13 protein-coding genes and 1 pseudogene are annotated in these 15,039 nt (G+C 66.6%); 6 read left to right on the top strand and 8 right to left on the bottom strand.

Going from position 1 to position 15,039, the window contains the following annotated elements:
- Positions 1-5: 5 nt before the first annotated feature.
- Entirely contained in the window at positions 6-2,543 is a 2,538-nt protein-coding gene (locus tag VSR72_RS07480) for an FUSC family membrane protein (RefSeq protein WP_342951768.1), read from the bottom strand.
- A 107-nt stretch (positions 2,544-2,650) separates the two neighbouring features.
- Entirely contained in the window at positions 2,651-3,328 is a 678-nt protein-coding gene (locus VSR72_RS07475) for a VC0807 family protein (protein WP_342951767.1), read from the bottom strand.
- A gap of 244 nt (positions 3,329-3,572) precedes the next feature.
- Here VSR72_RS07475 and arfB point away from each other — a divergent pair, with 244 nt between their 5' ends.
- Positions 3,573-3,977: an alternative ribosome rescue aminoacyl-tRNA hydrolase ArfB gene (gene arfB, locus VSR72_RS07470; protein ID WP_342951766.1), complete on the top strand. Its 405-nt coding sequence runs from the start codon at positions 3,573-3,575 to the stop codon at positions 3,975-3,977.
- A gap of 4 nt (positions 3,978-3,981) precedes the next feature.
- On the opposite strand, the gene VSR72_RS07465 is transcribed toward arfB, so the two are convergent.
- The 4 genes from VSR72_RS07465 to VSR72_RS07450 all read right to left on the bottom strand — a co-directional run bounded on the left by VSR72_RS07465 (position 3,982) and on the right by VSR72_RS07450 (position 7,120).
- Positions 3,982-5,277, bottom strand: a complete 1,296-nt coding sequence (locus VSR72_RS07465) for an EAL domain-containing protein (RefSeq protein WP_342951765.1) — start codon at positions 5,275-5,277, stop codon at positions 3,982-3,984.
- Positions 5,278-5,578: 301 nt separating this feature from the next.
- Positions 5,579-5,839: a hypothetical protein gene (locus tag VSR72_RS07460; RefSeq protein WP_028212153.1), complete on the bottom strand. Its 261-nt coding sequence runs from the start codon at positions 5,837-5,839 to the stop codon at positions 5,579-5,581.
- Between the two features lie 243 nt (positions 5,840-6,082).
- Entirely contained in the window at positions 6,083-6,310 is a 228-nt protein-coding gene (locus tag VSR72_RS07455; RefSeq protein ID WP_342951764.1) for a hypothetical protein, read from the bottom strand.
- 159 nt (positions 6,311-6,469) lie between these two features.
- A complete protein-coding gene (locus VSR72_RS07450; RefSeq protein WP_342951763.1) occupies positions 6,470-7,120 on the bottom strand; it encodes a YdcF family protein in 651 nt (216 codons plus the stop codon).
- Positions 7,121-7,478: 358 nt separating this feature from the next.
- On the opposite strand from VSR72_RS07450, the gene VSR72_RS07445 reads away from it, so the two are divergent.
- Positions 7,479-7,793 carry a hypothetical protein gene (locus VSR72_RS07445; RefSeq protein ID WP_342951762.1) on the top strand — a complete coding sequence of 105 codons (315 nt, stop codon included), beginning with the start codon at positions 7,479-7,481 and terminating at the stop codon, positions 7,791-7,793.
- Between the two features lie 238 nt (positions 7,794-8,031).
- Here the strand turns inward: VSR72_RS07445 and VSR72_RS07440 are convergent, their stop codons facing one another.
- Both VSR72_RS07440 and VSR72_RS07435 read right to left on the bottom strand, forming a co-directional pair.
- The gene (locus VSR72_RS07440) at positions 8,032-8,319 is read right to left on the bottom strand and encodes a hypothetical protein (RefSeq protein ID WP_342951761.1); all 288 of its coding nucleotides are present in this window, start codon (positions 8,317-8,319) and stop codon (positions 8,032-8,034) included.
- Positions 8,320-8,625: 306 nt separating this feature from the next.
- A pseudogene (locus tag VSR72_RS07435) lies at positions 8,626-9,012 on the bottom strand (transposase); the annotation flags it as partial.
- A 426-nt stretch (positions 9,013-9,438) separates the two neighbouring features.
- Between VSR72_RS07435 and VSR72_RS07430 the strand changes: the two are divergent.
- The 4 genes from VSR72_RS07430 to rluB all read left to right on the top strand — a co-directional run bounded on the left by VSR72_RS07430 (position 9,439) and on the right by rluB (position 14,812).
- Entirely contained in the window at positions 9,439-10,341 is a 903-nt protein-coding gene (locus tag VSR72_RS07430; protein ID WP_342951760.1) for a LysR substrate-binding domain-containing protein, read from the top strand.
- 96 nt (positions 10,342-10,437) lie between these two features.
- A complete protein-coding gene (locus tag VSR72_RS07425) occupies positions 10,438-11,637 on the top strand; it encodes a pyridoxal phosphate-dependent aminotransferase (RefSeq protein ID WP_342951759.1) in 1,200 nt (399 codons plus the stop codon).
- Positions 11,638-11,996: 359 nt separating this feature from the next.
- Positions 11,997-12,971 (top strand): SMC-Scp complex subunit ScpB, encoded by a 975-nt coding sequence (scpB, locus tag VSR72_RS07420; RefSeq protein ID WP_342951758.1) that lies wholly within the window; start codon positions 11,997-11,999, stop codon positions 12,969-12,971.
- A 62-nt stretch (positions 12,972-13,033) separates the two neighbouring features.
- A complete protein-coding gene (gene rluB, locus VSR72_RS07415; protein WP_342951757.1) occupies positions 13,034-14,812 on the top strand; it encodes a 23S rRNA pseudouridine(2605) synthase RluB in 1,779 nt (592 codons plus the stop codon).
- Positions 14,813-15,039 lie beyond the last annotated feature (227 nt).

The following is a 15,039-nucleotide window of genomic DNA, read 5'->3' as shown; positions in this document are numbered from 1 at the left end:
CCTCCTTATTCGTCCGGTAGCCGGATGATGCTCGCGTCCCGGCGAATCAGCCAGGACGCCGTGATCATCTGCTTGCACTGGTGTGCGAGCAGCTTGAGCTCCTGGGGCAGTTCCGCCGTGGCGCCGAGCGCGCGCTCGGCTTCCACCACCATCGCGTCGAGTTCGCGCGTGAGCTGCTTCGTAATGTCGGCCTGATCGAGGGGCGCGGGCGTGCCGGCTTCGGCGGCGACGAGGTTCTCGCGCACGCAGGAAAGCGCGCGCTCGAGCGCGTCGAGCTTGACCTCCGGCTGGTCCGGCCGCGCCGTGCTGCGCAAAAGCGGCGCGGTGGCCGTGATCTGCGAGGCGAGCACGTGGCTGCGCACGAGCAGGTCGTTGAGTTCGGGCACGAACTTCTGCGCGGCCTTCGGTTCGAGCATCATGCGCTGGAACGCCTGACCGAGATTCGCAAACGCCACGTGCACGTTCTTGCGCGCGAGCCGATAGCGGAAGTCGCGCGCGAGCGAGGGTGCGGTCGCGGCTGCGCTCGCAGTGGCCTGTGCGGCCTGTGCGGTGGCTTTCGCGCCCACGGCTGACACAGGCGAGCCGGGCGCACCGGCCGTGGGTGAGTCGTCGATCGTCGCAACGTTGAGCGTGGCGGAGACAGGCTCGTCGACGACCGTCACCGCGTTCGCAGAGGCGCTTGCCATTGCGCTCACGCCGCTCGACACGTTATTCGTCACAACGGCCGCATCTGCTGGGATCACCGTCGCGGGCGCCGCGTGGGCCGCCACGCGCGCGCCGGCCTCGCTCACCACGCCACCCGCGAACGCCGGCTGCGGCGCGCCGGTGCGCCCGCTCCACCACCAGCTCGCCTCGAGATAGCTGCGCGTCGCGGCGATCATGTCGTGCACGAGCTTGCCCATCAGGCGGTATTCCCAGTACGGGAACAGATGGCTCGCGGCGATGGCGATCATGCAGCCCACCACCGTATCGATCGCGCGCTCGCCGATGATGCGCATGCTGCCCGGCGCGAGCAGATGGAACATCAGGAGCACATAGGCCGACGTGAACACCACGCTCGCCGTGTAGTTGAAGAGCAGGAGGCTGTAGCTCATCACCATGGCCGCGAACATCGAGACGAGCAGCACGAGCGGCTGCTTCACGAGCAGGATCAGCGCAATGCTCGCGATACAGCCGATCAGCGTGCCGACGATACGCTGCGCGTTGCGCTGGCGCGTGAGCGAGTAGCCGGGCTTCAGGATGATGATGCTCGTCATCACGATCCAGTAGGCGTTGGTGAGCGGCAGCAGGCGCCCGAGCCAGAAGCCCACCGCCACGGCAATCGTCACGCGCAGCGCGTGGCGAAAGCTCGGCGAGGCCATCGTGAGATTCGAGAAGATCTGCAGCCAGGACACGCGGCGGTTCGTCACGAAGCGTGTGAGCGCCTCGTCGATGCGCACCTCGGTTTCGGTGGTCGGCACTTCGCTCGCGAGGCTGCGGCGCATGCGGTCGATCAGGCGCGTGGCGCTCCAGATGCGCCGGAACGACGCCGAGATGGCCGCGTAGGCCTCCGGGTCGGTCGCGGCGAGGTCGCGCTTTTTCAGCAGCTCGAGTTCGTATTCGATGGCGCGCAGCTCGGCCTTCACGTTCACGCTCGCGCGCGGCGCTTCGTTTTGCAGCACTGCGAGGCCGATGTCTTCGAGATCGGCGGCGGCCTTGCGGATCAGGTCGCGGTAGAACACGAGCAGGTCCGAGCCGCCGAAGGTGTTGCGCACGAGCGGGTAGTCGGTGTGCGCGCCCACGAACAGCTCGTGCAGATCGACCGTGTTGATGAACAGGTTGAAGTGCATGGCGCGCCGCGCATCGATCTTGCCGGCCCTGAGCTTGGGCAGGTTGCGCAGCACGATGTCGCGCGCCGCGTCCTGACGCTCGACGGCGGCGATCTGCTTCGCGACGAGGTTGCGATAGCACTCGTCGAGATCGTTGTCGAGGTCGAAGAACTGGGCGCGCGCGAGCAGATAGTCGGCGCAGGCGAACACGCTTTCGGCGAGCGCCTGCTGCTCGATGCGATCGAGCATGAGCCGGCTGATCAAGGTCGACCACGCCGTGTACCAGAGGCCGCCCAGCAGGATCCACAGTGCGTTGACGAGCGCGAGGTGCGGCGTGAAATGCTCTTCGAGCGTCATCACCATCATGAAGAGGGTGGCGAAGCTGATCTGCGGCCAGCGGTTGCCGTAGACCACGATCAGCGAAAGCACGAAGGTGAGCGGCACCACGGTGGCCCATAGCGCGATGGGGCTGAAGGTGGCGAGACCGGTCGCGTAGGCGGAGAGAAACCCGATCACGCTGCAAGCGAGCATTTCGTTGCGCTTGTACTTGAGCGGCCCTGGCATGTCGACCACGCAGGCGCCGAGCGCGCCGGTCGAGATGGTGAACCCCAGCTCGCTCTTGTGAAAGACGAACAGGCACAGGACGGCCGGAAGCGAGATGCCGATCGCGATGCGCAGGCCGCCGTAAAAGTACTGGCTATAGAGGAATTTCCTGATTTCTACGGAGTAGCGCATCGACTGCCGGGAAGTTCGAGAGCGGACGGTACGCCGCGGACTGTGGCGCTGAGTCTAACGTATTTCGGGCACGATCTGACCGACGATGCGTGCCGGGCCGGGTGTCGTCAGTCCACGCTGAGCGTGCTCGTGCTCGCGTCAGTGGTTGCCGCTGTGTCGCCGAGCAGGCCGTGCGTGCCGTGGATGCGCCGCATGCGCGTGCGATACCAGAAGGTCCAGGCCATCAGGCCGCCGAATACGCCATAGCCGATGATCGGCGAGACGACGAGAAAGCGCTCGATCGGCCAGGTGGCGGCCAGATACGTGCGCAGCGCGGAGTCCAGACAAAGCCCGAAGCCCCAGATGAACGTGAGCAGGCGCATGGCCGCGACAAAGCTCGCATTCTCGATCCAGAGCCGTTCGAGCCGCGCGACGCCCTCGCGAGTCTCGCGCGCGACCGTGGCTCGCGTGAGATAGAACACGAGTGGGCGCTTCGCCAATAGCGAGATCAGGAACGCGGCGCCGATCGCGCCGGAGGCCATGCTCTCGCGCATCAACAGCACGCGCGGGCCGCCGCCGAACGCCACGGCGAGCAGCGAGAGCACGATGCCGAGCAGAATGACGGCCGAGAGCGCATCCACGCGCCGAAAGCGCACCAGTTCGACGATGCTCCAGGCAAGCGGCGGCGCGGCTGAGGCAATGAGGCCGCCGACTTCGCCCCAGTGCGGCTCGGCAAGACGGTAGGCGACCCAGGGAAGCAGCAGGTTGACCGCCAGTTCGGCAACGAATGCAGGACGCAGCTTCATGGGGTGCGTGCTCCTGAGGGTTCGCCCAAGGGAATGACGCCAGTATGGTTCATGCGCCGCGCGGCGGCAAACTGGCTGCGCAACCGCCTGACAGCGTGGCGGCATTTTGCATGCCCGCTGCGGACCGGATTGCCGCTTGCGCCGGAGCGTGTCGCGTGCAATTCGCGCTTGTGTCAACCAGTCCGCGCTGTGCGACACTGCCGCGTGCCCGGCCCGATGCGGCCAGCTTTTCATTTTTTCGCTTATGACCGCACGCGCGCCCATTCCATTGCAGGAAATCGAACTCGTCGCCGTTCGCGCACAGGGCGCGGGCGGCCAGAACGTGAACAAGGTGTCGAGCGCGATTCATCTGCGCTTCGACATTCGCGCCTCGTCCTTGCCTGAGGTGCTCAAGATGCGCTTGCTCGCGCTCGCCGACCGGCGGATTACGAGCGAGGGCGTCGTGGTGATCAAGTCGCAGGAATACCGCACCCAGGAACAGAACCGCATGGCCGCGCTCGCGCGCCTCGAGGAGCTGGTCGACAGCGTGAGCGTGACGCGCAAGGCGCGCGTGGCGACGCGTCCCACGCGCGCGTCGAAGCTGCGCCGGCTCGACAGCAAGGCGCGCACCGGCGAGCTGAAGGCGGGGCGGCGGCGCGTTTCCGAATAGCCGGCTAGCGCCAGGGGCGCTCGCGTGTCCCGTGCTCGGGCGGAAAGTCCGCGCACAACACATGCGTTGCGCCGCCGTAGTCGAGCGCGATAGCAGCCGTGTAACAGAGCTCGCCGTCATTGAGCGAATAGTGCGGACCCATTACCGCGACCCGTCCGGGTGCGGCGAGCGCACGCCGGAAATACTCGCGGCGCGACCAGTTGCTGTCGGTGTCGGGATAGAAAGGCGCGAGGCGCGCGGGCGGCCCGACGCCGGGCGTGGCAATCGAAGGCTCGTGCTGCTCGCCGTGTTCGTCCGCGGTGAATACGCGCTGCGCGTGGCTGGCGCCGTCGCCGAAAATCGCCTGCGCGGCCGCTTCGAGCGTACCGCCGCCCGTTAGCACGCGCGCGCCGCACAGCATGGCGTGCGAGAGCGCGCCGAAATTGACCCGCTCGATGATCTCGGTGCTGCGCTGGTAGTCGGCGAAGCGCCGCCACATCGACTGCGCGAGCGCGGGCGCAGCCGCACTGGCTTCCCGTACCGAAGCTTGCGGCTTGCCGAACCAGAAGCCCTGCACGAGGTCGATGTCGGCTTGCATCAGCACCATGAGCTGCATCTCGGTCTCGACGCCTTCTGCCAGCACCATCGTGCCGGCGTGATGAAGGATCGAGACGAGTTCGGAGATGAAGGCCACGTGGTTCTCGCCGCTGGCCGCGCGCGTGACGAGCGATCGATCGAGCTTGACGATGTCGGGCCGGTAGCGCCAGACGCGATCGAAATTGGAAAAACCCGCACCGAAGTCGTCGAGCGCGACGAGAAAGTCGCGGCTGCCGGCAGGCGGCCGTTCGTCGACGAACGAGCTGTGCTCGTCGCCGCCGCGCTGCTCGAGCACCTCGATCACCACGCGTTCGTGCGGGAAGTCGAAGTATCGGCACAGGCCATCGATCGCGGCTTGCGCGGGGTCGGCGGCACGTGCGCTGCGCGGCAGCGTGTTCAGGAAGATCCAGCCCGTCTCCACGCCTTGCTGGACGAAATTCGCGAGGTGCAGGCAGCGGGCGAGCTCGTCGAGCTGCTGTGCCTCGGCGCCTGCGACCGTGGCGAACAGATCCGCCGGGGCGACGGTGTGGCCCGAGCCGTCGGTGGCGCGCAGCAACGCCTCATAGCCGACAACGCGCTGATGCGTGATGGAGAGCACCGGCTGGAATGCGCTGCCGAGCGCGCAACCGCGCCATTGCGCGCCCCAGCCGGCAGCACGCGGCTGGAGTTGGGCGAGCAGGCTGGCGGCTGGCGCCGCCTTTGCGTTCGACGGATCGTTCGGCATGGCTCGGCACGCGTGGCGGCGCACGCGGTTCGTGGGCGTCTGAAACCGCAGGCCCGTGGGCCGCACTACTGCCGTTTATCGCAGGCGCTTGGCCGACGGCGGTAACCGGCGGGGCCTGTCGTCAAGTGTACGGACTATCGGAAGAGACTGCGGGAGAAACTGTGCGCACGAGTCGTGCCTGGCCCGACGGTGCGTGCCGATGGAGGCGGGGAGGGGCGAAGCGGGACGAGGGTGTCTGACGAGGCCCCCGCGTCAGGTGCGGGCGCCTCGTATACCGCCTGCTGGCGGCAGCATTTGCTGCTTAGTGCGCGGTGTTGGGCACGTCGAGAATCAGGATGATGGTCCAGTCTGCGTCGCCTTCGTGATGGTATTGGCGCTCCGCGACGATGAACGGCTGCTGCTTGCCGGCCGGCCCGAGGAACAGCACGTCGCCTTCCATCGGCAGGCATTCGATGGGGGGCAGCGCGAGATACGCGTCCTGGTTGCCGCCGCGCGGCATCAGCTTTTCGATCTTGCGTGAGGCCGCTTCGGTCCATTCGATATCGAGCTGGATGTTGCTCATTGCGTTTCTCCGCGCGTGGCGCGCACAAAAGGTTGGGTTTCGCCGACCGGGGCGTTTTCGAGGTGCGCGACTTTAGCATACCGCGCCCGCGCGCCGTCGCGGTGGCGATGCGCGCGAGGCAACAAGTGCAGCGAGTGGCGCGGCGAATAAAAAAGCCGATGACGGCAAGACCGGCATCGGCTTTGTTCCCGGGGAAGGCGGGCCGCGTGCGCTGGGCTGCGCGCGGCCTGGTCCAGCCCGCTCTTACTGGGCGGGGGCCTTCTTGTGATGCGGATGTCCCGACTTGTGTTGCGGCATGGGTGCCGGCGCGGGCGCGGCTGCCTGCTGCTGCTGCAGGGCCTGCGCGCGTTGCAGGACGTCGTCGGCCTTGGCCGGATCGGTGCTCATCGTGATGCCGTTATCCGACTGCGCATAGGCAGCGCCCGTCAGTGCGGAAAGTGCAATCAGGACTGCGAGGGACACTTTTTTCATCTCTACCTCCGAAGGAGCGGTTTATGGACCCAGCCGGTACCTGTCCAAGCAGGATGGACATGCCATTCTAACGATCAAATACTCGCTCCAGATGACATCGCGTAAGCCGTTCGCACGGGAGTTACATCTCGTTACATCTGGTGCCGCCATACGGTCATACTAGAACCAACCGATCATCCGATACACATAAAACTGGGCAATCCCAATCGATTCGTGGAGCGCGGTTTCCGCGGACTTGAGATTGGACACGCGCGGGAGCAGGCCGCGTTCGACGCGGCGCACGCTGGATACCGCGGGCAGCGGGTTCATGTCGAAGCGATGGAAATCGAGCATCGCGCGGCGCATCTGGTAAGACGACGTCACGAGCAGGAGCGTGTCATCGCTTCCGGCCCGGACGATGGGCGCGACGTTGCGCGCGTTCTGATACGTCGTGAGGCTCTGGTTCTCGAGCACGAGATCGGCGCTCGGTACGCCGGCGCGCAACAGGTAGGGTGCGTAGTTGTCGGCCTCGGCGCTCGCATGGTGTTCCGGGTTGCCGCCGCTCACGATCACGCGGCACGTGCCGCCCGCGCGCGCGCACTGCGCGTGCAGCTCGGCGGCAAGGGCTATGCGCGCGTAGACGTCGCGCGCGGGGCCGAGTTTGCCATCGCGGGATTCGGTGCCGCCGCCCAGCAAGATGATGGCGGTACGCGCACCGAAGCGCGCCGGGCCGATCTTCGCCTGATCGTAGGGAGTGCGATACAACTCCGGCTGGGCGAAATCGAGCAACGCGCCGGTGAGCCAGCCGGTGGCGAGCAGCCAGAAGACCACGGCCGCGCAGGCTGCGACACGCCAGCGCGCGCTACGCCACACCAGGGCCAGCGCAATAAATAGCGCAAACAAAACGATTAGAATCAATTTGGATGAGGTAACGTATTGTTTTCGGGAAAATGTACGTCCAACCGACCTTTGCGCCGCGAGCGTGGCGCGGCGTTGGCCGTGCGGGAAGCGGTGAAGCCGCTTTCTCGGGGGCCCGGATAACCTGCAGTCCCTGCCGCTGCATAGCGCACGGATAGGGCGCGTGGGCCCGCCAGGGCACAGAGTGCGCCGTTCTCAGGTCCGCATTGCGCCGCAGCCGGTACGCGCGAGGCTCGATGATCGCAGGACTGCATTTTAAGAAAGAAGTGAGATGACCACGTATTCCAACGAAGCAGTACTCGAAGCGCTACGGCGGGTGCAGTATCGGCAGGTCCCGTGGGCGCGTCGTCCTGAAGTGTTCCAGTATTTGCGCGATCTCGGGATGATGGACATCGTACGGCAGCGCACGGTCGCGCCGGCGCCGGGTTTCCATGCGCCGGTCGATATCGCGGTGCTGACCGATCGCGGCCGCGCCGAATTCGCCCGGCTCGCGCGCGACGAGCGCACGTTGCAGTGGAGCGCGCATCGCGTGGCCGACTACGTCGCGCAGCTCGTGCCCCAATCCGGCCTCGAAGCCAGCCAGTAGCACGCTATCTTCTTCGTCCCGCCAAAAAAAAGCCCGCATCGAAAGATACGGGCTTACCGGAATTACTGCTGCCACGCTGTGCTTGATGGCGTAAGAATAGACCGCACGTAAGGCGCGGTGGTTCCCCGGGGCAGGGTATATGCTGAGCCGCTGCGTTGCAGGGCGGTGCTGGCACCCTCCGTCATCGCAGTTCTTTCATCGTTCCGGCGGTCCCCTCGACGGTGTTTCGCTGGCCGGCTCAGCGCCGCTGCGTCGGTTCCTGCCTCTGCGGCGCGCTGCGGCGGGCATTGTCCGCAATGTCGCCGCGCAAGTCGCCGCGCGGCACGGGCGGATTGCCCGCATTCGGGCCAGGCGCTGCGGGCGGCAGGGCATGCGCGCCGGTTTGCGACATCGACCATGTCGGTACGGAGGGATGCGGCGGCTGGGCCGCGGCGCTGAACGACACGAACGACGCCGTGGGCGCAAAAAGAGCAAGGGCGGACAGCGAAACCATGATGCCCCTGATGTACAGGTTCATGGATTTCATGGTGGTTCCCGTCAATCCAGTTTCTTGACGTTAGTGGAGATGCTTCTAAGCTAACGTCGGACGCGAAAGCACGCTGTAAATATTAGTAAAGAGATGTATCGCGCGATGCCGATCGCCTGGTTGCGGACGCAGCGATGTCAATGCGGCCCGCATTGGCCGTACATTGGCCCGAAGAGGGCGGCGGCGCTGGCCGGGCTCCAGACAGCGGTCTGCCGTGGCCCGGAGTGTGGAAGGCGTGGGAGAAAAACACACCGGGCGCACGAGGCGCCCGGCGTAAAGCAACTGAAGCGTGGCTCAGGCCATCTTGACCGGCGCGCGCCACGATTCCGGGTTGGTCCAGAACGCACCGCGCAGGCGGTCGCGGCTGGGCGGTGCGGGCGGCTTGGTCGCCGTGGCGCCGATACGGCCGCGCAGCGAAATCTCACGCCCGTTCGAGCCCAGTCGCTTGACGATCTCTGCAAGCGTGCCGTCTGCCTGCCACTCGTCGAAACGGCGGCGGCAGGTCGGCGGCGAGGGGTAGCGGCCCGGCAGCTTGGACCAGCCTTCACCCGTCGAAAGCACCCAGAGCACCGCGTTGACCACAGCACGCGCTTCGACGCGAGGCCGTCCGCGCCGTTCGCTCCGTGCCGGTTCAGCACAGAACAACGCCTCGACCAGCGCCCATTCGTTGTCTCTCAAATCGTCGAACAGCATCATGTTTCACCTCAGCGAAGCTATCTCCGGTGCGCTGCCCCGCGCTGCGCACTCTTCATGTACTCCCGGCCGGATGCCGGAGTACCAGGCGGGCCCGGCTGGATCGTCCCGGACTGCATGCTTGCCGGTACGTCCATCGAACCTGTGCGTGCCTTAATGCGAAAACCGTGCCAGCACGTACGTTCTCGTCTTGAAGCCGCGTGGCGCCAAGCCCGCGCGGGAGATTGCCAGGGGCGTATAAGACTCGAAAACACTTGTCGAGAAAATCGGGAGAATCACCAATCTTGTGCAGCCAAGCCCGTCCTGCGTGCGTTTGCGCCGTATTGCTGCATTGCGGCGAACAATGAGCCCTGATGCGCTGTTACCCGTAACGCTCGGTGTCCGGCATAGAATTGCATGAAAGTGGACAATTCATGAGGCGAATGGATGAATGTGACGCTGCGGCAGTTGCGGGTGTTCATCGAGGTCGCCCGGCTACAGAGCTTTAGCCGGGCAGGCGACGAAATCGGGCTTACGCAGTCCGCCGTGAGCCGCTGCGTGCGCGAACTCGAAGCCGAGATCGGCGTGAAGCTCGTCGACCGGACCACGCGCGAGGTGCAGCTCACGGATGTCGGTGCGAATCTGATCGCGAGCATTCCGCGCCTGCTGGGCGATCTGGACGACGCCTTGCGCGAGATTCGCGAGATCGGCGAGCAGCGTCGCGGCCGCGTCGTCGTGGCGGCGAGCCCGACGGTCGCGTGCCGGTTGATGCCTCAAGTCGTGGCCGCGTGCGGGCGGCAGTTCCCCTACATCACGCTTGGATTGCGCGACGACGTGCAAAGCGACGTCGTGCGCAAGATCCGCTCGGGCGAGGTGGACTTCGGCGTGATCATCGGGCCCTTTGCCGCTGAGGATCTCGAAACGGAGTGTCTGACCACGGACTCGTTCTGCGTGGTCGTGCGCGGCGATCATGCGCTCGCGCTGAGTCAGGAAGTCTCGTGGAAGGAACTGGACGGCGAGCGACTCGTGATGCTCGACTACGCCTCGGGCAGCCGCCCGCTCATCGACGCCGTGATGAGCGAGCAGGGCGTGAGCGCACGCGTGGTGCAGGAGCTGGGCCATCCCGCTACGGTATTCGGCCTCGTCGAGGCGGGCGTGGGCATCAGCGTGCTGCCCTGGCTCGCGCTGCCCGTACCGGCGGGCGCGCCCTTGCTGGCGCGGCCGCTCGTGCCGCGCGCGGAGCGCACCGTCGAGCTCGTGCGGCGGCGCGACCGCTCGCTTTCCCCGGCAGCCGAGGCGGTCTGGTCGCTGATCCGTCAACTTGCCGGGCGGCCCGAAACGCAGCGCTAGAACCGCCGTGCCGGCGCCTGGAGGCGTCGACCTCGCGGCGCCGGGCCACGCGCTACACTTCACGTTTTCCCACATTCTGTGTCACCCGGAACCCCGATGAGCGATTTCGAACCGTCGTCCTCCGTTTCCCTGCCGCGCGAAGCGGTGCGTGCGTTGCGCTCGTCGCAGATCCGCGAAGTGGCGAATGCCGGGTTCGGCGTTCCCGACGTGCTGCCGTTCTGGTTCGGCGAGTCCGACCGAGTGACGCCGCCGTTCATCCGCGAGGCTGCCGCCGAGGCGCTCGGGCGCGGCGACACGTTCTACACGCACAATCTCGGCATCGCGCCGCTGCGCGAATCGCTCGCGCGTTACGTGAGCGAGCTGCATGGCGCCACGCCCGTGGACAACCTCGCGGTGACGAGCGCCGGCGTCAATGCGCTGATGCTGGCGGCGCAGCTCGTCATAGGCGCGGGCGACCGGGTGGTGGCGGTGACGCCGCTGTGGCCGAACCTCGTCGAAATCCCGAAGATTCTCGGCGCCACGGTCGAAACGGTTTCGCTTGGCTACGGCGAGCACGGCTGGACGCTCGATCTCGACCGGCTGCTGGCGGCGCTCACGCCCGACACGCGCCTGCTCATGATCAACTCGCCGAACAATCCGACCGGCTGGGTGATGACGCGCGACCAGCAGCGCGCGGTGCTCGAACATTGCCGGCGCCTCGGCATCTGGATCGTCGCCGACGAGGTCTACGAGCGCCTTTACTATGGCGACGCGAGCGAGCGCACCGCGCCCTCGTTTCTCGACATTGCGTCGCGCGAAGAGCGGCTGATCTGCGTGAATTCGTTTTCGAAGGCCTGGCTCATGACCGGCTGGCGGCTCGGCTGGATGGTCGTGCCGCGCACCTTGACCGACGATCTCGGCAAGCTGGTCGAGTACAACACGTCGTGCGCGCCGTCGTTCGTGCAGCAGGCCGGCATTGCCGCCGTCGAGCACGGCGAGCCGTTCACGCGCGCGCTCGTGGCCGATCTGCGTGCTTCGCGCGACCATCTTGCCGCCGCGCTCGCGAAGCTCCCCGGCGTGGACGTGAAAGTGCCGCATGGCGCGATGTATCTCTTTTTCCGGCTCGCGGGCGCGCAGAACAGTCTTGAACTGTGCAAGGCGCTGGTGCGCGACGCGGGCCTGGGGCTCGCTCCGGGCAGTGCGTTCGGACCGCAAGGGGAAGGTTTCGTACGCTGGTGCTATGCGTGCGATCCCGCGCGGCTCGACGCGGGCGTCGAGCGGCTCGCGCGCTACCTGGAGACGGTGGGAGCGCATTGAGGCTCTGCCAGGCACAATTAGCGCGGTACTGGCAGCGCCATGCACCGGCGTGGCGCGCGCAAGCAGAAAGCGGCAGCACGGCCGGATGAAAATGCGGCAGCTCATGCGGAATGGCGTCTTTACGCACCCAGCGTTTTTGCGTAATATGGCGCTCAGTCAAGCGATTCCCTGCGGGAATTTCGCGGCTCCCTCCGGCTGGGTCTGGCTCTGTGCCTGTATTTCGGCCCCCCGGTGCGTGCTCCCATCAATATGACCGATCAGAATCGGGCGAGCGCGTCTCCAAGTTCCATATCGTCTTTCGTCTGTCTGATCCGGTTCCTTGAACCTGATTTACCTTACTTAGGGTCTGACCTGGCTGCATGAATACCCAAGAGGCGAAAATCGTCCTCGAGACTGCATTGATCTGCACGCAGGAGCCGTTGAAGATCGGCGAACTGCGCAAACTGTTTGCCGACGACATTTCGGCCGACACGGTCCGCAACCTGCTCGAAGACCTGCGGCATGAATGGTCCGGGCGCGGCGTCGAGCTGGTGGGGCTCGCGTCGGGCTGGCGCTTTCAGAGCAAGCCGGCCATGCGGACGTACCTTGACCGGTTGCATCCCGAAAAGCCGCCGCGCTATTCGCGCGCGGTCCTCGAAACGCTCGCGATCATCGCGTACCGGCAACCGGTCACGCGCGGCGACATCGAGGAAATTCGCGGCGTCACGGTCAATACGCAGGTCGTCAAGCAGCTCGAGGACCGTAACTGGATCGAAGTGATCGGTCATCGTGACGTGCCGGGCCGCCCGGCGCTGTATGCAACGACGCGGGAGTTTCTCGACGATCTCGGACTGAAGTCGCTCGACGAATTGCCGCCGCTCGACGATCCGTCGAACCAGTTCGGCGAGCAGTTGCTTGCGCAGCATGCGATCGAGTTTCCCGATAGCGCCGCGGCGCAGTTCGTCGCAGAAGGCCAGCCCGAGGCTGCTGCCGATGCGGCAGGCGCGGAAGATGCGCTGGCGCAGGTAGCAGAGGGCGCAGCGTCGGACGTTGCTACGGCCGCGCAGCCCGGGAGCGAAACGCACGAATTGCACCAGGCGCACGAAGCGGAAGAAGCGGAAGAAGCGCACGAGGTGGCAGGCGCAAACGTTGCATACGGAGCGGTTGCCTCGGACGACGCGGTACATGACGAAGCAAGCCTCGCGCAGCCCGGGTCCGTCCCGGACGCTCACGTGCAGGATGCCGCGCACGCAGCAGATGCGGCGGGCGAAGAAGAATACGAAGACCGCCGCGACGCGGCGCAGGACGACCCCGTCTCGACGACGGACGACGAAGCCGCACGACGCGGCATCTGACGTAACAAGCATTTTTGACGCGCCCCGCAAGCGGGCGCGCAACCTGACATTTTGAGGTTGTTTTGACTGATATCCACGACACCGATTCGACCGACGCGCCCGAATCCGCGCGCCGCGCGTCCTCCGCGCGCGACGACGACACGCGTGCCTCGCAGGTCGAAGGCGAAGCACAGGGCGGCGAGGGCGAAGAGCGTCCGCGCCGCGGTCTGCGTCGCGGGCCGCGCAGCCTGATCGCGCGCCGCCGCGCGGGCGCGAAGGCAAAGACCGCCGAAGGCGCGGAAGGCGTCGACGTCCCCGCAGCGCCCGCTGCCGACCAGGAAGCGGCGCCCGAGCGCGCTCCCGCTGGCCGCGCGCCGCGCAAGGACGCCGGCGCGAAAAAGCCGGGCCGCCGGCAGACCGCGGGCGGTGCCGCCCAGGGCGAGCGCCAGGGTGAGCGCCAACAGGGTGCGGGCAAGCGCCAGAAGGGCCAGGGCCGGGGCGAAGGCCAGCCGGCAGCGGCCGCGAGCGAGTCCACGCAGGACGACCTGTTTCTCTACGTGACGTCGCCGGCGTTCGACGCCGACAACGGCGCCGGTTCCGGCGTGCGCGCACCGATGCTGCGCCGCGGCCACGCCCAGCAGCCCAAGCGCGTGCTGAGCCCGGACGACGACGCGCCGAAGCTGCACAAGGTGCTGGCGGATGCTGGCATGGGCTCGCGCCGCGACATGGAAGAGCTGATCATCGCCGGGCGCGTCTCGGTAAACGGCGAGCCGGCGCATATTGGCCAGCGCATTCTGCCGACCGATCAGGTCCGTATCAACGGCAAGCCGATCAAGCGCAAGCTGCAGAACAAGCCGCCGCGCGTGCTGATCTATCACAAGCCGACCGGCGAAATCGTAAGTCACGCCGATCCGGAAGGCCGCCCCTCGGTGTTCGACCGCCTGCCGCCGATGAAAACGGCAAAGTGGCTGGCCGTCGGCCGTCTGGACTTCAACACCGAAGGTCTGCTGATGCTCACGACCTCGGGCGATCTCGCAAACCGCTTCATGCACCCGCGCTACAGCGTGGAGCGTGAGTACGCGGTGCGCGTGGTGGGCGAGCTCACTGAGGGCAATCGTCAGAAGCTGCTCAAGGGCGTCGAACTCGAAGACGGCCCCGCGAGCTTCCTGCGCATCCGCGACGGTGGCGGCGAAGGCACGAACCACTGGTATCACGTCGCGCTGGCCGAAGGCCGTAACCGCGAAGTGCGCCGTATGTTCGAAGCCGCGGGCTTGATGGTGAGCCGTCTGATCCGCACGCGCCACGGCCCGATCGCGCTGCCCAAGGGCCTCAAGCGCGGCCGCTGGGAAGAGCTCGAGGACAACCAGGTGCGCGCGCTGATGGCGGCGGTTGGCCTGAAGGCGCCGAGCGAAGAGAAGGGCGGTCGCGGCGGCAAGGAGCAGGAGCGTCGCCAGCCCGATCCGATGCAGACGTCGATGGGCTTCATCAACCGCGAGCCGGTGCTGAGCTCGCACGGTGCGATGGGGCAGCCGCGTCAAGGCCAGGGGCGGCGCGGCGCGGCGGGCGGCTTCGGCGGCGGCGCAGGTGCCGGTCACGGCAATTTCGGTGCGGGCTCGGGCTTCGGCGGACGTGGCGGCAACCGTGCGGGCGGCCGCGATGTGGACGGCAACCGCGCCCCGGGCGCGGGGGGCAAGCGTGCCGGCGGCAACGCCAGCGGGAACGGCAACGGCAACGGCAATCGCCGCAGCGGTCCCGGCAACGGCGGCAATGGTGGCAATGGCAACCCCAACGGCAACCGCGCAGGCGGCAACAGCCGTGGCGGCCAGCGAGGCACGCCGCGCAACCGCACACGCGGTCATTGATCGCGAGGCGCGCGACGTCCGGCCGCGCCATGCGGCGGGCGTCGCGGCTGTGCAACGGCGACGATTCGCGTCGTTAGCGCACAAAACAGCGCGCAAAACGCCGGCAAATCCCCCTTGCGAGCCCATAAATAACGGCAAAAGGCGGCTGGGGCTTGACCGTCGATTTGCGTTAATGTGCAAAAAAGGCTAGAATCACAAAGTCGCTGGGCGTGCGGCTATTTATCTGC

It is taken from the genome of Paraburkholderia sp. JHI869, from assembly GCF_038900775.1.
Lineage (GTDB): Bacteria > Pseudomonadota > Gammaproteobacteria > Burkholderiales > Burkholderiaceae > Paraburkholderia.
The sequence above is the reverse complement of the archived record's forward strand: the minus strand, read 5'-3'. Positions and strand labels throughout refer to the sequence as shown.